Raw genomic sequence first — 22,649 nt, 5'->3', positions numbered from 1 at the left:
GAATGCAGTTACAGTAGTTTTAGCTTAGAATAGGATTCTATTGCAAAGTCTTCCATCTAACTAACAGCAGTATATAAAAACTCGATTTTCATTGGATTCACAAATAGAAGTATTTTAATTACTTCAGTTATCAGTGGGGAGTGTAGATTATTCCTCCACATGTTATGCATAAATGTCATGCCTCTTCGGTTTTAATAAGATTAGTCAAGACTTATTGATTTGTTTAGTAATGGTAGGTCCAGAACGGCATTGGCGAATGAGAGAAAACAGACATCTCTTTGTGTATAAAGCAATAGGAATTAGTAGATCTAGGTTGATTCCCAATATGATACCTATCTATAGCTTTTAAAGCCTCAAGTCTATGTGACTTCAATTGCTTTGCTTTTCCCTCAGATTAGCTTTTGTGGTAATAAAATCTGTACATGAAGAAAAAATCAAGAACAAAAGCTGACATTTAGTTATTTTCATTGTATCAAAGCTGAAAGTGAAATCCTATAGTTAGGGGAGCACATTAATTCCCTTTTAATCTATAGATTTTTATGTTATTGATATTGTTGAGGTAATAATAGTTTTTCTTGATATATTTGTTTATCAGTGGTAATGCTTCAGGTTTAAGATGGAAATTTGAGAGGCCATTTTCTGAAGTATCAATAAACAGAACAGGTTTTTTGGTTTCAATGATGTTAATAAAGTATTCTTCAAATATCCTTGCTAAATCTATTGAATGGGGATCGCCACTTATGTATAAGTTAGAGATATGGATAATCATATTTTTTAGCCATAGAGATTTTCCTCCCATTCTCCTCTCTGAAAAGTAATAGAGATAGGGACCATCACCCCAAACAAAGATCTTATCTTCTGGTTGTGTTACTTCTTTAATATAATTGCAGGCTTCCATATATGTAGAATCTGGTAAAAGATAGTCATTAAAGCTTCCAATCAACACTGTTCTAGTCCAGTAAAGGATCTTCCCCTCTTTATAGAAGCCGATAGGGAAATAATGCTTTATGATAATGTCCTTTGTATTCCATAATAAAAAGAAGAGCGATGGTATTAGAATCAATGGTGTCAATCTCTGCTTAAGGCAACAGATCATTCTGGTTTTGTATTTTATCAAAGCAATAGATGAAAGGATGCATAGGCTAGGATAGATTGCAATAAAGTAATGAAAATATAGACGAATCCCTCCTGAAAATACCATCAAAAATGAGAGTATGAAAAGGAGCGAGACTGCTGACTCGTAGGGAGTATCGGATTTAAATCTATTATTGAAGAATCTAATAATATATATAATTGCAGGAATCCATAAAACACAATGCCAGAGTAAAAGCATCCCCTGGCGATGAGCATATTTTATTATGAATATAAATGGATCGAAACCGCGAACAGTTGAATAGAATATCCACGTTTTGAGGTATGCAATAATTTTTTGTGTATGGGTTGTAATAGAACTATAATCTATCAAGTATATAGAAATAATTAGCAATAGCAGTCCGATCGAAATCACCATAAGGATATATTTTGTGTTTACCCTCTTTGTTAAATAGGGATAATATACTATTGTATATAGGGCGATAAATATAAAAAATATTAACCCATGAATCTTCACATAAGCAGCGGCAAACCCCATCACCATAAATAATAAAAGGAATAATATCCTCTTCCACTTCCTGTTACTTAAATACATTATAAAATAATATAGCCCTGCTGTAATGGGAAGGTTATAGACTATTTCACCATTGGTCGCCATAAAATGTCGATTGAATGAAGAGATTAGAATTGCGTACAATATAGCTCCAAGAACCCCAGTATGGAAGTCTTGAAGTTTGACTCCAATTAGAAATATATATATGGATGTAGAGAAGATGATAAAAATTGTGAATAAATGGACTATTACAAAACCCTTATCATATGAGAGACTGTATGATAGTTTAAATATAGCGTGATACAGCGGTAATTTGCTTTCATCGAAATCCTCACCAGGTATATTACCAGCTAAATATTCATATACCTGGACAATGGCAGCTAGTTCATCAACATCATAATAGTCATTGAATAGGGTTGGAAGACGAAATAGCAGGCTAATAAAAAATAGGATTAAAAAAAAATGAACCCTTCTCTTTTCCAGATTTTTGATAAGTGATAAGAATTTCATTTATATAAGATATATTTTAACTTTTTTCAGGTAGTTATATAATTGAAGATATCAATTGCATTTTTTTTCTGCTATAAACCTAGCAAATTCAAGGTCAAGGGGTGTTGTGATCTTAATATTACTATAGTCTCCCTCGATAATTTTTACATTATATCCTGCTTCTATTGCCAGTTGAACATCATCAGAAGAATCTGTTATATCCCTTAGAAGTGCAACCTCGTGGGCTTCTCTGATTATGCTATATTTGAATGATTGTGGGGTTTGAGTGTAATATAGTTTTGCTCTATCTGGTATATGCTTGATGAGGTCTCTGTCAGCTTCAGCGATGGTATCAATCGCTTTTATGTAAACGCCACAGGCTCCATAAGCCTCAGTCTCTTCTATGCATTTATCTATTAATTCTTTTTTTATAAACGGCCTTGCTGCGTCATGAAAAACTAGAATATCATCGCTATTAAAATCAATGCTATGCAATGCATTGTATGATGATCCCTGTCTGGTCTCGCCTCCAGGTATAATTTTAGTGATATTAGAGATTTTATGTTCCTTAACTATCTCTTCTATGAGTAGAGTATATTCAAGTGGGGTAATTACTATTATTCCATTTATCTTGGGATGAATATTGAATTTCTCCAGGGACCATGTAATTATTGGTCTATTGTATAGATTGACAAATTGCTTTGGGAGATTATTCCCAAGTCTTGCTCCCTGTCCGCCTGCTAAGATTATGCCAAATACTCTATACATCTTCTTATTGGTTTGTCCCCCATCATTCATAGGATGTAGGTTATCCCCTATCGTAAATTATCTTAATTATAGGATGATTTACAATACCTTCAGTTTGGCAACCATTTTATCGGTAGTAAACTGATTAAAATTCTTCCTGATCCTAGTTGGAAAGATGATATTAATTATTATGATACCCTTCACCCCGCTATAGGAGAATAAGTATAAAGCAGGTACTCAACAATTGGAGACTGGTTTGGAAATTGTTCAATTTGTTCCTTTTTAGCTGATTATACTTTGACAAAACAATTACTTTCTGATATTAGTCGTCAAAAGTTATATAAAATAAAAAAGGAAGATAAAGGAATGAAGGGAATTATACTTGCAGGAGGATATGGCACAAGGTTATATCCTATCACCAGGGTTGTATGCAAACAGCTTTTGCCTGTATACGATAAACCCATGATCTACTATCCCCTTTCCACGCTTATGCTTGCTGGCATCAATGAGATTCTTATTATATCAACTCCGGTTGATTTACCAAGGTTTAAGGAGCTGCTGGGGGATGGCGCTTCTCTTGGGTTAAGCCTTTCCTATATGGTTCAGGATGAGCCCAGAGGCCTGGCGGATGCCTTTATTGTTGGCGATGGGTTTATTGGTGATGATAATGTTTGTCTTATCCTTGGTGATAATATTTTTTATGGGCATGGATTGCCGGAATTATTGATGGATGCTGAGTCAAATCAGGATGGAGCAACAGTATTTGGTTATTATGTAAATGATCCTGAGAGGTATGGTGTGGTTGAATTTGACAATGATGGTAGAGTATTATCAATTGAGGAGAAACCTAAGAATCCAAAATCGAACTTTGCTGTTGTAGGATTATATTTTTATGATAACACTGTTGTAGAGATTGCTAAATCATTAGAACCATCCCCAAGGGGAGAGATCGAGATAACTGATGTAAATCGCGTCTATCTTGACAGGGGAACCCTAAAGGTTAAACTGATGGGTAGAGGATTCGCATGGCTTGATACAGGCACACATACTTCAATGATTGATGCTGCAATGTATGTTAAGACAATTGAAGACAGGCAGGGTTTGAAGATTGCAAGCATTGAGGAGATCGCTTACAAGAAGGGATTTATAGATGAAGTGCAATTGAGAAAAATAGCCGAGCCATTGAGGAAGTCTGGCTATGGCGAATATTTGTTAAAGATACTGGAGACGAAGATATAGATGCCTTTCAATTTTACAACATTGGAGATAGAAGGTTTGATATTGGTTGAGGCCAGGGTCTTTAGTGATGAGAGGGGCTTTTTTCTTGAATCATATAAGGAATCCGATTTTATCTCAAATGGAATAACCCATGATTTTGTTCAGGATAACCATTCCCTATCGAAAAAGGGTGTGATTAGGGGGCTTCACTATCAGCTTAATCCAAAAGCCCAGGGTAAGCTTGTAAGGGTTATGACCGGGGCGGTATGGGATGTGGCTGTTGATATTCGCAAGGATTCTGCAACATTTTTAAAGTGGCTAGGGGTTGAGCTTTCAGGGGAGAATAATAAAATGCTCTATATCCCTCCTGGATTTGCGCATGGATTTATTGCTTTAACGGATAATGTACATTTAACATATAAATGTACAGAGGAGTATGATCTAATTCTTGATACTGGCATCAGATGGGATGATCCGGATATCGGAATCAGGTGGCCTTTGAAGGAGGTAATTGTATCAGAAAAGGATAAGCAATTACCCTTATTTAAGAATGCTATACTATTTGATTGGGATAAGTAATAATGACCTCCTTTGAAAATAAGAAGAGGGTGGGCGAATAGAATGATAATTTTCTTTATATTATCATCCTAATGTAGTATTCTATAGGTGTATCCATCCCTTATTATTGTATCATTTTTGATTGCTTCAAAGAAATATCAACTAAAGGTCATTATTTTTTTAGGAAGCGTTTAAGTGAGAATTTTGAAGAGTTTGGGCCATCATGATCATGGTTGTAAAAGGATATCCAGCAGGAAAAGGCTTGGACTTGTAATATTATTAAATTCAGTAATAACTGTTACAGAATATATTGGTGGTATCCTTTCGGGAAGCCTGGCTCTTATTTCAGATGCCGGACATAATCTATCTGATGTGCTTTCCCTAATGCTCGGGTATGCTGGGGAGAGGGTATCAGAGATCAAACCTGGTCGTAAATATTCCTTCGGATTAAAGAGATTTGAGACGCTTATAGCATTAGCAAATGCACTGAGTCTGGTTGCCATTGGGATATACATTCTTTATGAAGCAGCTGAGAGATATGCAAATCCGGTTTCCATTAATATTAAGATAGTGCTGCCAATTGCATTTATTGGTTTTCTTGGAAATCTATTTTCAATCCTCATATTGAACATAGCAAAAGAGAGCAATCTCAACATGAAGGCTGCTTTTCTGCATCTTTTCTATGATGCAATATCATCAATTGCAGTAATGATTGTTGGAATTGTACTCTATTATACAAATTGGCTTTGGATAGATATTGGTATCAGTATTCTAATTGTATTCATGATTATTTGGAGTTCAATATCTATAATTGGAGAATCACTACGAATTTTTCTTCAAGGAGTGCCTGATAATATTGACATAGATGCGATTTATGCCAGCATGTTAGCTATTGATAATATTGAAAGCATTCATGGCCTTCACGTTTGGTCAGTCAGCTCTTCGGAGGTTTTCCTCTCCTGTCATATTTGCCTTAATAATTTCGATTTATTTGATTCGGATGATATTATTATTAATGTTAATTCAATGTTAGAAGAGAAATTTGGGATAGGTCATACAACATTGCAGTTGGAGAATAGAAATCTTTGCAATATGGATGGTGGTTGTTGTAAATGAGAATATTGATTTTGATAGTTTATTTTACCATCCTTTGTATTATTAGGAATGAATAATTATGATTTGGCTTATTGGAAATAAGGGTATGCTCGGTACTGATGTTGAAGAGGGCTTTAAGCGAATGAATGTTGATTACTTTGCATCTGACAGAGAAGTTGATATAATGGATCATGAAGCGTTAAAGAATTTCATTGGGGATAGGGATATTCAATGGATAGTAAATTGTTCTGCATATACGGCTGTTGATAAGGCAGAGGATGAGCCTGCTATGGCCTTTGGGATCAATGCAGAGGGCGTCTTAAATATTGTTAAAATTGCAAAGTGGAAGAAGGCAAGGCTTATACATGTCTCTACCGATTATGTCTTTGATGGTCATAACAATGATGGGTATGTTGAACAGGACGAGACGAAACCCATGGGGATTTATGGTAGAAGCAAGCTGGAAGGTGAGAGAAATATTATAGATAACCTTAGTTGCTACTTCATCATAAGAATATCATGGCTCTTTGGAAAGCATGGTAATAATTTTGTTTATACAATGTTGAGATTGTTTGGTGAGAGGGATGAGGTTAGGGTAGTATCCGATCAATGGGGTAGCCCATCCTATGCTAGGGATGTAGCCGAGGTAATATCTAAGATAATTATTGATGATCATAAAGAGTATGGTATATATCATTTTACTAATGAAGGCATGACCAACTGGTTTGAATTTGCCATGGAGATATATAGATTAGCAAGAGAATATGAACTAATTGGTAAATCTGTTCAAATTGTGCAGGTAACAACAGAGGAATATCCAACCAGGGCAGAGAGGCCAAAAAATTCCTATTTGTCAAAGGAAAAGATTAAGGGGGCATTGAGTATTAGTATTTCATCATGGCAGAGGGCAATAGACAATTTCTTAAGGGATATCGCCAATAATAAGATGAATAAATAATAAAGGAAGGGACTCAATCGGGATTCACTTCCTTAGGAAAACCGGTGTTAATTGTAAAATAAAGCATAAGGGAATATAAAGGCATGAGAAAATTGAAGAACATCATAGTAACCGGAGGATCTGGTTTTATAGGATCAAATTTTATTCACCATATCTTTGAAAGAGGAAATTTTGATGGGAGAATAATAAATGTTGATAATCTTACCTATGCAGGCAATCCGGAGAATCTTAAGGATATTGATGAAATTTATGGTGGAGAGAAATATTTTTTTGAGAAGGCAGATATATGCAATTTTGATAAAATTAATGATATTTGTAAGAGGTATGATATTGATACAATTGTACACTTCGCTGCTGAATCGCATGTGGATAGATCAATATACGGACCTAAGGATTTTATTGAGACCAATATAGTCGGCACATTCACCCTGCTTGAGATTGTCAGATCATTATGGGAGGGAAGGGACGATGTATTGTTTCATCACGTTAGCACTGATGAGGTATATGGCTCCCTTGGGGAGAGGGGGTATTTTTATGAGGATACACCCTATGATCCACACAGCCCCTACTCAGCGTCAAAGGCTTCCTCAGACCATATGGTAAAGGCTTATTCCCATACCTATGGGTTGCCTGTAACCATATCCAACTGCACAAACAATTATGGTCCTTATCAGTTTCCTGAAAAGCTTATTCCGCTTATGATATTGAATATCATGGAAGGAAAGCCATTGCCCATATATGGTGACGGAAAGAATATAAGGGATTGGCTCTATGTAGATGACCACAACAGCGCAGTATGGATGATAATGAACAAAGGAATAATTGGAGAGACATATAATATTGGCGGTGAGAATGAATGGGAAAATATTAGGCTTGTTAATGTGATAAGTGAGAAAATGGCGGCATATTTAGGCAAACATAGGGATGAATATAAGAATCTCATTGAATTTGTAAAGGATAGACCAGGACATGATAGAAGATATGCAATAAATTGTGATAAGATAAAGGGTGAATTGCAATGGTGTCAGGGTGTAGACTTTGATGAGGGGCTTAATAAGACTATTGAATGGTATCTTAAGAATGAGGATTGGGTGAATAATATAAGAAGCGGTAATTATAAAAAATGGATTGAGAAGAATTATGAGAAGCGATAGGAGATTTCCTTTATTTTATACAATTTTGGAATTCATAGAATAATTTGAGCATAGGGAAGGCCCCTTTGCAGAGGCCTCCTGTTCTGATTCATTATCCTAATCCCTGAATTGTCCTCTGTATGATATTATCCTGCGTCTTGCGGCTGATGTCCACAAAATGCGCGCTGTAACCGGCCACACGAACGATCACCTCCTGATATTGCTCAGGATCCTTCTGTGCTGCCCTTAGCGTAGCATCATCAACCATATTAAATTGAACGTGATCTAATCCCAGGTCAGCCCAGGTCTTCATGTAGGATTTCCATAACTGATAACCCTTCTCTCCAGCCAATTGGGTTGGTGATAAACGCTGATTCAAGAGGAATGCCCTTCCGTCGCTTATATGATCTATCTTTCCGCATGACTTCAATACCGCTGTAGGCCCCTTCTTATCCAGTCCGGGACCTGGTGATATGCCCCCGTCGTATAGCGCATCCCCCAGCTTCCTTCCATTTGGCAGGGCATGAACCATAGGAGCAAAGTGAATATTCCCACTCACATTCTCTGGCAATGCCGGCCAGTTGTTGCCGGATGGACACTTTATCTCATGTGAATGTCTCGCCACCTCCTTTAAACAGCGAACCATTATTTCATCAACATAATCATCGTCATTGCCCCACTTAGGCGCATTCCTTACAAAGTCCAATCTCATTTCCTCTTTGCCTTCCCAATTGTTTTCTAGAGCTTCAACCAACTCATCCATAGTATATTTCTTCTCATCAAATACCATTTTTTTTACTGCAGCGAGACTATCAGCATTCTCAACCCATGTAAAGAATGTGATCCATGCATTCCCTCTCTCAAGTGATGGCTCAAGCCTGTCGAGACCACTCTCAATGGAAACTTCAGAGATGGCCGAAAGAAAGGGTCGTGTGAAAGCCTTTGGACTTTGATAGCGAGCACGGTTAATAATCCGTGTCCCGAAGTTCGTCATCCACTCCATCTGTTTTACCCATGCCTGGAAAAGCTCTTCAAAGTCTGTAAAGTTTCTCGCGTCTCCAGTCTTGGGTCCCATCTGCATCTTGATGCAATTATCGAATCCATTATGCAGGGCATATTCAACCATCTTGGAACAATTAAGTGTTGTTGAGGCCATTCGGCATGGCTGAGAGCCGTGCTTTGTTGTGGGGCAAGGCGACATGCAGGCCTGGTGAACCCATGTCCTCATTTCCTCCAAGGGATGACCGAACCAGTGCATACCATTAGCAATCAAAACCGGATCATTCCGTATGCTGGGATAACCCAATCCGTGTCTGATGCACTCGAATACCTCTCTCCACACCTCATCCTGTACCTTGGGGTGCCATCTGAATCCAAAGGTAGGATTTGCCACACGCACAAGCCTTGCAGCCTGTAAAAAGGCAATGGTGAGGTCATTGCATGCGTCAGTGCCGTCCTGATTTACTCCACCAAGGGTCCATACCCAGGTAGCCTGTATGCCCTGAAGCGCCTCAGCCCCAAATCTAGGCATATAACCCGCCAATTCATAACTGCGAATTAAAAATTCTCCTATAAAATCGATCGCTTCGTCATTTGTAATATTTTTCTCTATGTTAACATCTCTATCATAGCATCGCCAATGGTAGTAATCCGGACGGGCCGGCCAAGCTCCTTCCCCATCCTCAAACCTGCTCCATACTTGAATAAAGTGATCATACTGCAACGATTCCTGAAAGGTATTTGGGGGTTTGCCTGGCACCCTCTCACAGCACTCAGCAATCTTGAGCAGTTCTTCTTTTCGCTTTGGATCAGATTCGAAGTTCTCGGCTATTATTCGGGCAAGTCTGGAATATCTCTTTGCATATCTTATGCATGCCTCAAGCGCAATCTGCATTGCCTCCCAATTGGATAGCCTGTCATAGAGTGGTAGAATATCCGGCCTTGGATTGCCGTCTATCTTCTCCTCTGCCTCATCTATTCTTTCCTGTATCTCATCGATTATGTCTTCAAATCCCCTCTCGCCAGTCATGAGATACTCATAATCCTTGCCAGCATACCCGAAGCTACCTCCGATAGGTACCCCCCACATTATTACGCTAGACATCATCTTCACAGCTTCTTCGCTGGATAACTCTCTAAACACCTTGCCCAGACTGTCCCTTGAACCCCAATAATTATTTATTTCAGCCATAATCTTAAGCGATTCATCTTCAGGCTCAGGAATTACAACCGGATCATTATAAATCTCTTCGTTTACAAAGCTTGCCAGCTCGCAATTCCACATAAGGGTGTTCGGAAGACTTCCCAGATAACCCATAATTTGTGAGCTGTCAGTAATAAATATGGTGATGTTATCTAGGATATGTGCTAATGAATTAGCCCTTCTCATAGAAAGAGGTTCATTCTCGTTTTCTCTCCAAGCCTCTGTAAACAATTGCGGCCTTTCAAGATCAATCTTCACGCCAGGTTCATACATCCCGCCCTTTCTTCCCTTCTTCCAAGCCGCTTTTCTTAGGTAGTCCAGTCTTTTGGATCTCTTTCTTTCAGCTACCCACCACCATTCTTTATCCTGCTCCAACTCTTCAATACTCTTTTTTTGTGTTACACTAGTATTCCCTGCTTTATCTGACATCTATTATTACCTCCTATTTCTTAATATTGAATAGTATATACTGCTAAAATGTATAATAGATCCTCCACCCTATTAGCATAATTAGTTATAGTGAATAATCCATTATTATGGATTTCCATAATAATGCTTAACCGAGTCCTTGAATTGTTCTCTGTATAATGTTATCCTGTGTTTTGCGGCTGATGTCTACAAAATGCGCGCTGTAACCAGCCACACGTACGATCACCTCCTGATACTGCTCAGGATCCTTCTGCGCTGCCCTTAGCGTAGCATCATCAACCATATTAAACTGTACATGATCTATTCCAAGATCAGCCCATGTCTTCATGTATGATTTCCACAACTGATAACCCTTCTCGCCAGAAAGCTGAGTTGGCGAAAGCCGCTGATTCAACAGAAATGCCCTTCCATCGCTTATGTGATCTATCTTTCCGCATGACTTCAGCACTGCTGTAGGTCCTTTTTTATCAAGACCTGGGCCTGGTGAAATACCGCCATCGTATAGCGCATCACCCAGTTTTCTGCCATTGGGTAGTGAATGAACCATAGGTGCAAAGTGAATATTTCCGCTGACATTTTCAGGCAATGCCGGCCAGTTGTTGCCGGATGTACACTTTATCTCATGTGAATGCCTTGCCACCTCTTTCAGGCATCTTATCATGATTTCGTCAACATAATCGTCATCATTTCCCCACTTTGGAGCGTTCTTCACGAAATCCAAACGCATCTTCTCTCTTCCTTCCCAATTGCTCTCCAAAGCGTCTATTAGATTTTTCATCGAGTACTTTTTTTCATCAAATACGAGTTTTTTTACCGCCGCCAAGCTATCTGCATTCTCCACCCATGTAAAGAAGGTAACCCATGCATTGCCCCTCTCTAACGATGGCTCAAGCCTGTCAAGACCCGTCTCAACCGAGGCTTCAGAAATAGCAGAGAGAAAGGGACGTCCGTAAAACTCAGGACTCTTCATCCTACCGCGGTTTACTATCCTTGTGCCAAAATTCATCAACCACTCCATCTGTTTTATCCATGCCTGGAAAAGATCTTCAAAGTCTGTAAAGGTCCTTGCGTCACCCGTCTTGGGCCCCATCTGCAGTTTAATGCACTGATCAAATCCATTGTGAAGAGCATATTCAACCATTTTTGATGTGTTAAGTGTTGTGGAAGCCATGCGGGCAGGTTGTGCGCCATGCTTCGTAGCAGGACAGGGAGACATGCAGGCCTGGTGTACCCATGTCCTCATCTCCTCCAGAGGATGACCAAACCAATGCATTCCGTTTGCTATTAGTACTGGATCATTTCGTATGCTTGGATAACCCAAACCATGTCGTATGCACTCAAATACCTCTCTCCATACCTCATCGGACACCTGGGGATGCCATCTGAATCCAAAGGTAGGATTTGCCACGCGCACCAATCTTGCTGCTTGCATAAAGGCAATGGTGAGATCATTGCATGCGTCAGTGCCGTCCTTATTCACTCCACCAAGAGTCCATACCCAAGTGGCCTGTATTCCTTGTAGCGCTTCGGCTCCTACTGATGGCATGTAACCCGCCAATTCAGCTGAACGAATCATAAATTCGCCTATAAGATCGATCGCTTCATCCCTGGAAATATTTTTTTCAATGTTAACATCCCTGTTATAGCAGGGCCAGTGATAATAGTCAGGTCTGCATGGCCAGGCTCCTTCTCCATCTTCAAACCTGCTCCACACTTGAATAAAATGATCATACTGCAACGATTCCTGAAAACTCCTTGGAGGTTTGGACGGTACCCTTTCACATGTCTCAGCAATGCGAAGTAGTTCCTCTTTCCTTTTGGGATCTGATTCAAAGTTTTCCGCTATTATTCTTGCCAGCCTCGAATACCTATTAGCATATTTAATACATGCCTCTAAGATAACCTGCATAGCCTCCCAATTGGATAACCTGTCATATAGTGGCAAAATATCCGGACCAGGATTGCCGTCAATCTTCTCCTCTGCTTCGTCTATCCTCTCCTGTATCTCATCAATAATGTCCTCAAATCCCCTCTTGCCCGTCATCATATACTCATAGTCTTTGCCTGAATATCCAAAGCTCCCTCCAATAGGGAGACCCCACATAAGAACAGTGCTCATGGCCTTAACCGCCTCCTCACTGGAGAGTTCTCTGAAGACCTTCCCGAGATTATCTCTTGGCCCCCAGTAGTTGTTGAGTTCAGCCATAGTCTTGAGGGATCCCTCCTGGGGCTCTGGGATTACCATTGGGTCATTGTATATTTCTTCATTGAGAAAGCTTGCAATATCCACATACCACATGAGAGTATTGGGAAGACTCCCAAGATAGCCCACAATCTGAGCATGATCCGTTATATGTATAGTAATGTTGTTAAGCACATGCTCTAGGGCCTTTGCTCGTTTCATCATAATTGGATCATTTTCATTTTCCTTCCAACTTTCTGTAAAGAGGAGGGGCCTTTCAAGATCAATCTTTACGCCTGGTTCATACATCCCTCCTTTTTTGCCCTTCTTCCACACTGCCTTTCTCAAGTAGTCCAGTTTTTTAGACCTTTTCTTTTCAGCTACCCACCACCATTCTCTGCTTTTCTCCAATTGATCTATACTTTTTTTATCTGGCGCAATATTTAATCTTTGTTCATCTTGTGTCATTGTTCTTACCTCCCATTTTTTATTTATCTAATAATAATATCTATTCTAATATATTATATCACCTCCTTCTCTTCAGATTTATTTAATTCATTATTAGTAATAAATATTATTCAACTAATCCTGATTGGTTGGTAAATTTCATAACAAAGTGAAGGGCTCAATATATGAGCCCTTCAGTATAATCATTCTCTAACCCAACCCATGAATGGTTCTCTGTATAATATTATCCTGCGTCTTACGGCTGATATCCACAAAGTGAGCGCTATAGCCTGCCACACGAACGATCACTTCCTGATATTGCTCAGGGTCCTTCTGCGCTGCTCGAAGTGTCGCATCGTCTACCATATTGAACTGTACATGGTCTATTCCAAGGTCAGCCCATGTCCTCATGTAGGATTTCCATAGCTGATAACCCTTTTCTCCTGAAAGCTGAGTCGGAGATAAACGCTGGTTTAATAGAAATGCTCTTCCATCATTGATATGGTCAATCTTGCTACATGACTTCAATACTGCTGTGGGCCCCTTCTTATCCAATCCAGGACCAGGTGAAATCCCGCCATCGTATAGCGCATCCCCCAACTTCCTTCCATTGGGAAGGGCATGGACTAGATTCGAAAAATGTATGTTTCCGCTTACATTCTCCGGCAGCGCTGGCCATGTGTTGCCAGATGGGCATCTTATTTCTCGTGAATGTCTTGCTACCTCTCTAAGGCACCGTACCATCATCTCATCCGCATAATCATCATCATTACCCCACTTGGGAGCGTTCTTCACAAAATCCAGACGCATATCCTCTTTGTCTTCCCAGTTAGTCTCAAGGGCAGTAATAAGCTCATCCATGGTGTATTTTTTATCATCAAAGACCAACTTTTTTACTGCTGTTAAACTATCCGCATTCTCTGCCCATGTGAAAAAGGTCATCCAGCAATTACCATTCTCTTTATCTGGCTCCATTACATCAACACCCATGTCTATTGATCTCTCAGTAATGGATGATAGAAAGGGTCGTCCATAATTTTGAGGACTCCTTACCCTTCCATGGTTCATTATCCGCACTCCAAAATTGCACAACCACTCCATCTGTTTGACCCATGCCTGAAAAAGCTCCTCAAAGTCGGTAAACTTCCTGGCATCTCCAGATTCAGGACCAACCTGCATATTTACTACATGATCAAATCCATTATGCAGGGCATATTCAACCATCTTAGCACAATTCAGCGTAACGGCCATTCTGCAGGGTTGAACACCATGCTTTGTTGTTGGGCATGGAGACATGCAAGCCTGGTGAACCCATGTCCTCATCTCCTCTAAAGGATGACCATGCCAATTCATTCCATTTGATATGAGTATTGGGTCATTTCGTAGACTTGGATAACCTAATCCTTGTCTGATGCACTCGAATACCTCTCTCATCATTTCATCCTTTACTTTTGGATGCCATCTGAATCCAAAGGTAGGATTTGCCACTCGTACGAGCCTAGCCGCTTGCAATAAGGCTGTAGTAAGATCATTGCATGCATCTGTGCCATCCTGATTGACTCCGCCAATGGTCCACACCCAGGTAGCCTGAATACCCTGAAGCGCCTCTGATCCAGCTTGTGGAAGATAATGTCCAGTCTCATATGCACGAATTAGAAACTCCCCAATAAGATCAATCGCTTCATCCTTTGTTATATTCTTCTCTATGTTGACATCCTTATTATAGTATGGCCAGTGATAGTAATCAGGACGAGCCGGCCATGCCCCTTCCAAGTCCTCCAACCTAGCCCATGTCTGTATAAAGAAGTCATACTGGAGTGAATCCTGAAATGTCTTTGGGGCTTTCCCAGGTACTCGCTCGCATGTTTCAGCTACCTGTAAAAGCTCCTCTTTGCGCTTTGGATCCGATTCAAAATTTTCTGCTATTATTCTAGCAAGCCTTGAGTATCTCTTGGCATATCTTATGCAAGCCTCCAAAATGATCTGCATTGCCTCCCAGTTGGATAGTTTATCATAGAGCGGAAGAATATCCGGTCCTGGATTGCCGTCTATTTTTTCCTCAGCCTCATCTATTCGATCCTGTATCTCATCAATGATGTCCTCAAATCCCCTCTTACCTGTCATCATGTACTCATAGTCCTTACCTGAATAACCAAAACTGCCTCCAAATGGAGCGCTCCACATCAGGACCATGGTCATAAACTTTATGGCTTCCTCTGCTGATAAATCCCTTAACACCTTTCCCATACTATCCCTTGTGTTCCAGTAGTTGTTTAAATCTGACATAGTCTTTAGCGATTCTTCCTCAGGTTCAGGTATTATTATTGGATCATTGTATATCTCCTCATTGATGAGACTCGCAGCATCATTATACCACATGATTGTGTTGGGAAGGCTCCCCAAATAACCCATAATCTGGGCATTATCTGTGATAAAGATAGTTATATTATCAAAGACATGCGATAAAGCCTTTGCCCTTCTCATCATAATTGGATCATTTTCATTCTCCTTCCAATTCTCTGTGAAGAGCAATGGTCTCTCAAGATCTACCTTGAGTCCAGGCTCATACATACCTCCCTTTTTCCCCTTCTTCCAGACCGCTTTTCTCAAATAATCAAGACGCTTGGATCTCTTTTTTTCCGCCACCCACCACCATTCTTTGTTTTTTTCTAACTCGTCTATACTCTTTTTTTCAGACGGACTACTTAATTTTTGTTCTTCTTGTGGCATTTCTTTGCCTCCTTTAATTGTGTTTTGTATTTATTAACCTTAACATCTTGTATAATGCGTTAAGATATATTATCAACTTATAATACAGCCTTATAATAAAGGACTTATTATTTGAATCCTTTTAAATAATCGTTTCCTATCCCAGACCTTGAACTGTTCTCTGTATAATATTATCCTGTGTTTTGCGGCTGATGTCCACAAAATGCGCGCTGTAACCGGCCACACGAACGATCACCTCCTGATACTGCTCAGGGTCCTTCTGCGCTGCTCGAAGTGTCGCATCATCTACCATATTGAACTGTACATGGTCTATTCCAAGGTCAGCCCATGTTTTCATGTAAGACTTCCATAACTGATAGCCCTTCTCGCCAGAAAGCTGGGTAGGAGATAAGCGTTGATTCAAGAGGAATGCCCTTCCATCGCTTATATGATCTATCTTCCCACATGACTTCAGCACTGCTGTAGGTCCTTTTTTATCAAGACCAGGGCCTGGTGAAATACCGCCATCGTATAGAGCATCTCCCAACTTCCTTCCATTGGGAAGCGCGTGAACCATAGTAGAAAAATGGATATTACCACTTACATTCTCAGGCAATGCAGGCCATGTATTGCCCGATGGACACCTTATCTCATGGGAGTGCCTCGCAACCTCTTTTAAACAGCGTACCATTATATCATCCACATAATCATCATCATTACCCCACTTAGGAGCGTTCTTCACAAAATCCAACCTCATATCCTCCTTACCCTCCCAATTAGTCTCAAGGGCAGTAATAAGTTCATCCATAGTGTATTTCTTATCATCAAAAACCAATTTCTTTACCGCTGCCAGACTGTCAACATTCTCCACCCAAGTAAAGAAGGTAACCCATGCATTGCCCCTTTCGAGCGATGGCTCTAGTCTGTCAAGACCGGTCTCAACAGACGCTTCTGAAATAGCAGAGAGAAAGGGGCGACCATAATACTCAGGACTTTTCACTCTGCCTCGGTTTACTATCCTTGTGCCAAAGTTCATCAACCATTCCATCTGATTTACCCATGCCTCGAAAAGCTCTTCAAAATCTGTAAACTTTCGCGCATCACCCGTCTTAGGACCCATCTGCATCTTGATGCAATTATCGAATCCATTGTGCAGAGCATATTCAACCATCTTTGAAGTATTTAATGTTGTTGAGGCCATGCGAGCAGGCTGTGCGCCATGCTTTGTCGTGGGGCAGGGAGACATGCAGGCCTGATGGACCCATGTTCTCATCTCTTCAAGGGGATGACCAAACCAATGCATACCATTTGCAATAAGTATTGGATCATTTCGTATGCTTGGATAGCCCAATCCATGCCTGATGCATTCGAATACTTCTCTCCATACATCATCCTTTACCTTTGGATGCCATCTGAACCCAAAGGTAGGATTCGCAACACGCACAAGCCTTGCAGCCTGCATAAAGGCAATGGTGAGATCATTGCATGCGTCAGTGCCATCCTGGTTTACTCCGCCAAGGGTCCATACCCAGGTGGCCTGTATGCCCTGAAGGGCCTCAGAGGCAAAGCTTGGGGTATACCCGGCTAATTCATAAGACCTGATCATAAACTCTCCTATAAGGTCAATCGCCTCTTCCTTTGTAATATTCTTCTCTATATTAACATCCCTGTTATAGCAAGGCCAGTGGTAATAATCCGGCCGGCATGGCCATGCGGCTTCGCCATCCTCAAATCTTGCCCATACCTGTATAAAATGATCATACTGCAACGATTCCTGAAGAGTCCTTGGCGGTTTGTCAGGCACCCTCTCGCAGGACTCAGCAATGCGCAGGAGTTCCTCCTTCCTTTTAGGATCAGATTCAAAATTTTCTGCTATTATCCGTGCAAGTCTCGAATATCTCTTTGCGTATCTGATGCATGCCTCTAAGATGATCTGCATAGCCTCCCAATTGGCTAGCTTGTCATAGAGTGGAAGAATGTCCGGCCCTGGATTCCCATCAATCTTCTCCTCTGCTTCATCTATTCTTTCCTGTATCTCATCTATAATGTCTTCAAATCCCCTCTTGCCCGTCATCATGTACTCATAGTCCTTGCCTGAATACCCAAAACTGCCCCCAACAGGAAGACCCCACATTATAACAGTGCTCATCATCTTAACAGCTTCTTCGCTTGATAACTCCCTGAAGACCTTTCCCAGATTATCTCTAGGTCCCCAGTAGTTGTTAAGTTCAGCCATAGTCTTAAGCGATTCCTCCTGAGGTTCAGGTATTACCATCGGGTCATTATATATCTCTTCATTCAGGAAACTTGCTATATCAACATACCACATGAGTGTATTAGGTAGGCTTCCAAGATAACCCACAATTTGAGCATGATCTGTTATGTGTATAGTAATATTGTCAAGCACATGCTCTAGGGCCTTTGCTCGTTTCATCATAATTGGATCATTTTCATTTTCCTTCCAACTTTCTGTAAAGAGGAGGGGCCTTTCAAGATCAATTTTTACGCCAGGCTCATACATCCCTCCCTTTTTCCCCTTCTTCCAAACTGCTTTTCTCAAATAATCAAGGCGCTCTGACCTCTTCTTCTCAGCTACCCACCACCATTCTCTGCTCTTTTCTAACTCATCAATACTTTTCTTTTGTAATACATCCTTGATAGATCCCATCTTTGATGTCATTTTTCTTACCTCCAATAATTTTTGTAAAATTATAAATGGAAAGTCGTTATTGAAAAAGTCTTTGTCCGGATTAACTATAATAGTATATCAATGGTCGCAGACATTGTCCCCCACCCTTAGCTCATTATTTAGGAAATTATGCACTATTTGCTTAGGGGAATCAGGATTAACACCAATAATTACTTTTATATTATAACTCTCAAAGATTTCCTTAGCCCTGCTACCCATTCCGCCGGCAATGATGCAATCTGCTCCAAGTTCATTGAGCCATTTGGGCAATAGTCCTGGTTGGTGAGGCGGAGCATCTACATAATTTTCTGATTGTATCTTATTTGCCTTCTCATCAACATCAATTAAAGCAAATTTTTCACAGTGGCCAAAATGTAGACATAATTTATTCCCTGCTACAGGTATTGCAATTTTCACATTCCACCTCCATCTTTGTAATCTTATTTACTATTTCTTCGAATGCTTTGCCTGCTTCGGTTTTATTATCCGAATTCATACTAATAAAGGGCTTTCCAGAGTCGCCCATCTCTGAAATATCCGTCTCTACTGGTATGCTCCCTAAAAAGGGTACTCCCATATCCTCAGACATCTTTCTACCGCCGCCACTCTTAAATATATCCGCCCTTGAGCCGCAGTGTGGACATACAAAACCGCTCATATTTTCAATAACTCCCAACACAGGCATGTTTAGTTTATTGCAAAATGTAATCGATTTTCTAACATCAATAATCGCTAAATCCTGTGGTGTGGTAACCACAATAGCGCCATCAGGATTTTCAATTAGCTGGCATACTGAGAGCGGCTCATCACCAGTTCCGGGAGGAGAATCAATTATTAGATAATCCAGTTCCCCCCACTCTACATCCTTAAGAAATTGTTTAATGGCGCTATACTTAAGAGGGCCTCGCCATATAACGGCATCATCGCCCTTCCCAATCAATAGACCTATAGAAATTACTTTCATCGATTCGCCATATACAACAGGTATAAGTTTTCCTGTCTCATCAGCATATAGCCTCTCCTCTTCTAATCCTAGCAGTTTCGGTATGCTAGGGCCATGTATATCAATATCGAGAAGACCAACCCTGAATCCCTTTTGAGATAAGGAGATGGCCAAATTTACAGCCACAGTGCTCTTCCCGACCCCCCCTTTGCCCGAGAGGACAACTATTTTATGATCTATCTTCTCTAAATTAACCTTAAGTTCTCTTCTCTCCTCCGCTTCCCTTTCATTTACGTTTGCATTAACTGATTTTTCAGCTGAGCATGAGTCATTCCTGACCTTCCGATTAAACATTATCGTTATTCCTCCATAAAATCTATTATTTTTAAATAAATATAGGCTTGTCCTCTATACTTATTATTGAACTAAATACATATATTTTCATATTTCTCTCAACCGATGCGCTAATTCCCAATAACAAATGGTATTGGGATGTAGACAGTCTCGCGAATCAAAATATTGAACCTTAAGAAACAAATTGATATTTGGTTCTTCGATATCACAGTCGAGAAGAGAAATAGAATTTTTATGCTTTGCCATATATTCAAAGACTCCAAGAGAGATCGTTGTCTTTACAGTTCTGTCCTTTTACTTGAAATTGATAATGTCATTTGTTATCCATTATGATGTTAAAACTCAAACACACTACCCACCGAAGCATTATAAAAACTATCATTAAAAAATGAAGAAAAAATACAGGATACTCTAAATCCAGTGCAGTGAGAAGTTCCTATAATTTTAATATTATAGTCCTTTAATGCCTTCATTGCCTTATCGATATAAAAGTCTGAGGCATTGCCGAGATGTGTCCCACCAATAACAGCATGAAACTCCTTGTATCCTGTCACATCCTTTAGATTATTCAAAATTTCAACTATGCCGGCATGAGCACATCCAAGAAGCACTATTGGTCCAGAATCAGTCTCGATTAGGAGTGAGAGGTCATCATTGAAGGGATCATCCACCAATAGATCATTCTCTCTCTGTTTTAATTTTGCATCCCAACTCTTCCAGCCTGGCTCCCTTTTTATATTTGAGATGGCTGATATATTATTATTGATTTTAATAAAATTATTTATCAGTTGAAACTCAGCACCCTCTTTTTCATATTGCTCTTTTTTGCATGGCATCCCAATCGGCACATTGATTTTTTCTTCCGGCCCGTCAAATTCAGCTATTTTATCCATAAAGATAGATGTGTTTGCATAAACAGAAAGTCTTCCATGATAGGCTTTCAAAATATTCATCAACCCACCTGTGTGATCATAATGGGCATGACTCAATATGATTCTATTAATTGAAGATATATCTTTTCCTAAAGCTTTAAAATTATTGATTATACCAAGACCTTGACCGGTATCGAAGAGGGTTATGTCATTAGACTCAATTAAGAGCGATAGACCGTGCTCACCAATTAATTTCAGGGGTTTATAAACGATATTATCGCATATAACAGTAATCCTTGTTTTCATTCGCAACCTCGAATATAACTAATAGGATTAAAGGGATGTATTTGAGGGCTTTGGAGCCCTCAAATACATATACATGAAAGGAGGTTACTATGGTGGTACAATTATTATGCCATTTCTTTATCTTGTTCATTCGTGCTTTTATTATCTAGTGACTATTTACAAAAATTATAACTCAGTCAATAGATTCTTTTAAAGAAATCTTGACATTTCTTTCGTCTTCTCAGTTTATCCAGCGATCTATAGGCATTAAATATTGTTTATTAAGCTAATCTTTCAGAATAGTACCTGCTGTGTTATTTATGATTATCATTATTCAGGCTCTTATTAAGGAACTGGATCTATCTTTTTTTAGCTCGATATGTATTCAGATGACTCAATACTTCATTTAATAATTCACGAGGATAGGCTTTGCCGACCATTTTTTCCCATACTGGCCGCGTTTTCTTTTTAAATACAGCAATCTCATCAGGTGTCATCTTAACCTCCTTGCAGCCATAATTAATCATAGCCTTAAGGGCATCAGCACAGAGTATACGAATTTCAACATTAACATTTTTTTCTAAATCATTTGCTAATTTACTAATAGCATTTTGAAAATTAACTGGAATTTTATTCCATGCCTTCATAGAAACTATAAATACACCAGGATCATATCTAATCGGAAGTGGATTTATATACTTTGTAATCGTATATAACTGAGCTGCTAACCACCAAAAGGATGGGGATATAGCCGCATCTGTCACCCCTGATCTTGTAGAAGGTACAACCTCAGGCACGTTTACTGGAATAGGACTTCCCCCAAGCGCTTTTATTACTTCAGCCTCAAGAGGACCATGCCAGGAAAGAACCTTGCTCTTCTTGATATCTTCTGGTGTTTTCATGGGATATTTTGTTGAATAGAAATGTTCAAAATCCACATCCATCATAGCTAACACTTTAAAGCCGTTTTTTTCAGAAATTTTATTAACCGTGGGCCTTAACTTTTTCCTGACATAATGTACTTCTGGCCAATTATTAAAAAGGAATGGTAGTTCCAGCACTGATATACCAGGACATACCATTGCATTGGCTGTGCCGGTGATTCCTGCTCCCTGCAATTGGTTGATCCTCATCTTTGCCACATAATCCTCCTCGTCACCCATTGTTCCGCCCATGTACCAGACGAGTTTCACATCCCCATTAGTAGCTTTTAGGACATCCTGAGTAAAATCTACTGTTAAGAGGCTTATCATTTTAATGGAATCCTGACCAAGGGTAGCAAATTTCCATTTATATTTGGGTTTCTTATCAGCCATCAAGCCTGATAAAGAAAATCCAATAATAAGTAAACCCAATATTATAGAAAATAGTAGGTATTTCTTTTTCATTTTTTTCATGTATTGTACTCCTGCTTTTTATAATTATTTATAACCATTTGGGAATCAACTTTTCCCTTCTCTATGGTTATTGAGTAATATAATGTGTAATTGATCACTGTATCAGAGTCAATCCTTTCCACTAACATGTTGCCATATTGAGCAATAATAGAGCCAATTGTTATGCTTTTTCTCCAGATTATTTGATTTGTCCTTTAATGTAATTCTTGCCTGAATTATTGTTGATTAGTTAAAATATGCTAACAACTACTTCATCTTCTGACTTCTTTAGTAGGTGTCTTTATTTCTACACTTCA

The 22,649-nt window shown here is 39.6% G+C and carries 15 protein-coding genes; 5 read left to right on the top strand and 10 right to left on the bottom strand.

Annotation, left to right across the window (positions count from 1 at the left end; translation table 11 throughout):
* Nucleotides 1-511: 511 nt before the first annotated feature.
* Nucleotides 512-2,155 carry a hypothetical protein gene (locus tag SVZ03_12510; GenBank protein ID MDY6935028.1) on the bottom strand — a complete coding sequence of 548 codons (1,644 nt, stop codon included), beginning with the start codon at nucleotides 2,153-2,155 and terminating at the stop codon, nucleotides 512-514.
* A gap of 51 nt (nucleotides 2,156-2,206) precedes the next feature.
* Nucleotides 2,207-2,932: a 2-C-methyl-D-erythritol 4-phosphate cytidylyltransferase gene (gene ispD / locus SVZ03_12505; GenBank protein ID MDY6935027.1), complete on the bottom strand. Its 726-nt coding sequence runs from the start codon at nucleotides 2,930-2,932 to the stop codon at nucleotides 2,207-2,209.
* A gap of 315 nt (nucleotides 2,933-3,247) precedes the next feature.
* On the opposite strand from ispD, the gene rfbA reads away from it, so the two are divergent.
* The 5 genes from rfbA to rfbB all read left to right on the top strand — a co-directional run bounded on the left by rfbA (nucleotide 3,248) and on the right by rfbB (nucleotide 7,864).
* On the top strand, nucleotides 3,248-4,120 hold the full coding sequence (gene rfbA / locus SVZ03_12500; protein ID MDY6935026.1) for a glucose-1-phosphate thymidylyltransferase RfbA: 873 nt from the start codon (nucleotides 3,248-3,250) through the stop codon (nucleotides 4,118-4,120).
* Complete coding sequence (gene rfbC / locus SVZ03_12495) at nucleotides 4,121-4,678, top strand: dTDP-4-dehydrorhamnose 3,5-epimerase (GenBank protein ID MDY6935025.1); 558 nt, start codon at nucleotides 4,121-4,123, stop codon at nucleotides 4,676-4,678.
* A gap of 174 nt (nucleotides 4,679-4,852) precedes the next feature.
* The gene (locus SVZ03_12490; protein ID MDY6935024.1) at nucleotides 4,853-5,773 is read left to right on the top strand and encodes a cation diffusion facilitator family transporter; all 921 of its coding nucleotides are present in this window, start codon (nucleotides 4,853-4,855) and stop codon (nucleotides 5,771-5,773) included.
* 58 nt (nucleotides 5,774-5,831) lie between these two features.
* Complete coding sequence (gene rfbD / locus SVZ03_12485) at nucleotides 5,832-6,710, top strand: dTDP-4-dehydrorhamnose reductase (GenBank protein ID MDY6935023.1); 879 nt, start codon at nucleotides 5,832-5,834, stop codon at nucleotides 6,708-6,710.
* 83 nt (nucleotides 6,711-6,793) lie between these two features.
* Nucleotides 6,794-7,864 (top strand): dTDP-glucose 4,6-dehydratase, encoded by a 1,071-nt coding sequence (gene rfbB, locus SVZ03_12480; protein ID MDY6935022.1) that lies wholly within the window; start codon nucleotides 6,794-6,796, stop codon nucleotides 7,862-7,864.
* Between the two features lie 91 nt (nucleotides 7,865-7,955).
* Here the strand turns inward: rfbB and SVZ03_12475 are convergent, their stop codons facing one another.
* From SVZ03_12475 to dctP, 8 genes are all read right to left on the bottom strand, one after another.
* A complete protein-coding gene (locus tag SVZ03_12475) occupies nucleotides 7,956-10,475 on the bottom strand; it encodes a pyruvate formate lyase family protein (GenBank protein ID MDY6935021.1) in 2,520 nt (839 codons plus the stop codon).
* 127 nt (nucleotides 10,476-10,602) lie between these two features.
* Nucleotides 10,603-13,125 (bottom strand): pyruvate formate lyase family protein, encoded by a 2,523-nt coding sequence (locus tag SVZ03_12470; GenBank protein MDY6935020.1) that lies wholly within the window; start codon nucleotides 13,123-13,125, stop codon nucleotides 10,603-10,605.
* A gap of 189 nt (nucleotides 13,126-13,314) precedes the next feature.
* The gene (locus SVZ03_12465; protein MDY6935019.1) at nucleotides 13,315-15,834 is read right to left on the bottom strand and encodes a pyruvate formate lyase family protein; all 2,520 of its coding nucleotides are present in this window, start codon (nucleotides 15,832-15,834) and stop codon (nucleotides 13,315-13,317) included.
* Nucleotides 15,835-15,970: 136 nt separating this feature from the next.
* Nucleotides 15,971-18,493: a pyruvate formate lyase family protein gene (locus tag SVZ03_12460; GenBank protein MDY6935018.1), complete on the bottom strand. Its 2,523-nt coding sequence runs from the start codon at nucleotides 18,491-18,493 to the stop codon at nucleotides 15,971-15,973.
* 87 nt (nucleotides 18,494-18,580) lie between these two features.
* On the bottom strand, nucleotides 18,581-18,919 hold the full coding sequence (locus SVZ03_12455) for a NifB/NifX family molybdenum-iron cluster-binding protein (protein MDY6935017.1): 339 nt from the start codon (nucleotides 18,917-18,919) through the stop codon (nucleotides 18,581-18,583).
* Nucleotides 18,888-19,799: an Mrp/NBP35 family ATP-binding protein gene (locus tag SVZ03_12450; GenBank protein ID MDY6935016.1), complete on the bottom strand. Its 912-nt coding sequence runs from the start codon at nucleotides 19,797-19,799 to the stop codon at nucleotides 18,888-18,890. Before SVZ03_12450 ends, SVZ03_12455 begins: the two co-directional genes overlap by 32 nt.
* 335 nt (nucleotides 19,800-20,134) lie before the next feature.
* Entirely contained in the window at nucleotides 20,135-20,977 is an 843-nt protein-coding gene (locus SVZ03_12445; GenBank protein ID MDY6935015.1) for an MBL fold metallo-hydrolase, read from the bottom strand.
* Between the two features lie 338 nt (nucleotides 20,978-21,315).
* Nucleotides 21,316-22,353, bottom strand: coding sequence for a TRAP transporter substrate-binding protein DctP (gene dctP / locus SVZ03_12440; GenBank protein MDY6935014.1), 1,038 nt, complete (start codon nucleotides 22,351-22,353; stop codon nucleotides 21,316-21,318).
* Nucleotides 22,354-22,649: the final 296 nt, after the last annotated feature.

This window comes from Spirochaetota bacterium (genome assembly GCA_034190085.1).
In the GTDB taxonomy this organism is placed as follows: Bacteria; Spirochaetota; UBA4802; order UBA4802; family JAFGDQ01; genus JAXHTS01.
The sequence above is the reverse complement of the archived record's forward strand: the minus strand, read 5'-3'. Positions and strand labels throughout refer to the sequence as shown.

Bases quoted from the DNA above. Each gene is read 5' to 3' on its own strand.
- SVZ03_12450 (MDY6935016.1), bottom strand. From the start codon at position 19,799: ATGTTTAATCGGAAGGTCAGGAATGACTCATGCTCAGCTGAAAAATCA.
- SVZ03_12460 (MDY6935018.1), bottom strand. From the start codon at position 18,493: ATGACATCAAAGATGGGATCTATCAAGGATGTATTACAAAAGAAAAGT.
- dctP (MDY6935014.1), bottom strand. From the start codon at position 22,353: ATGAAAAAAATGAAAAAGAAATACCTACTATTTTCTATAATATTGGGT.
- SVZ03_12510 (MDY6935028.1), bottom strand. From the start codon at position 2,155: ATGAAATTCTTATCACTTATCAAAAATCTGGAAAAGAGAAGGGTTCAT.
- rfbC (MDY6935025.1), top strand. From the start codon at position 4,121: ATGCCTTTCAATTTTACAACATTGGAGATAGAAGGTTTGATATTGGTT.
- rfbD (MDY6935023.1), top strand. From the start codon at position 5,832: ATGATTTGGCTTATTGGAAATAAGGGTATGCTCGGTACTGATGTTGAA.
- SVZ03_12475 (MDY6935021.1), bottom strand. From the start codon at position 10,475: ATGTCAGATAAAGCAGGGAATACTAGTGTAACACAAAAAAAGAGTATT.
- rfbA (MDY6935026.1), top strand. From the start codon at position 3,248: ATGAAGGGAATTATACTTGCAGGAGGATATGGCACAAGGTTATATCCT.
- SVZ03_12445 (MDY6935015.1), bottom strand. From the start codon at position 20,977: ATGAAAACAAGGATTACTGTTATATGCGATAATATCGTTTATAAACCC.
- SVZ03_12470 (MDY6935020.1), bottom strand. From the start codon at position 13,125: ATGACACAAGATGAACAAAGATTAAATATTGCGCCAGATAAAAAAAGT.
- rfbB (MDY6935022.1), top strand. From the start codon at position 6,794: ATGAGAAAATTGAAGAACATCATAGTAACCGGAGGATCTGGTTTTATA.
- ispD (MDY6935027.1), bottom strand. From the start codon at position 2,932: ATGAATGATGGGGGACAAACCAATAAGAAGATGTATAGAGTATTTGGC.
- SVZ03_12465 (MDY6935019.1), bottom strand. From the start codon at position 15,834: ATGCCACAAGAAGAACAAAAATTAAGTAGTCCGTCTGAAAAAAAGAGT.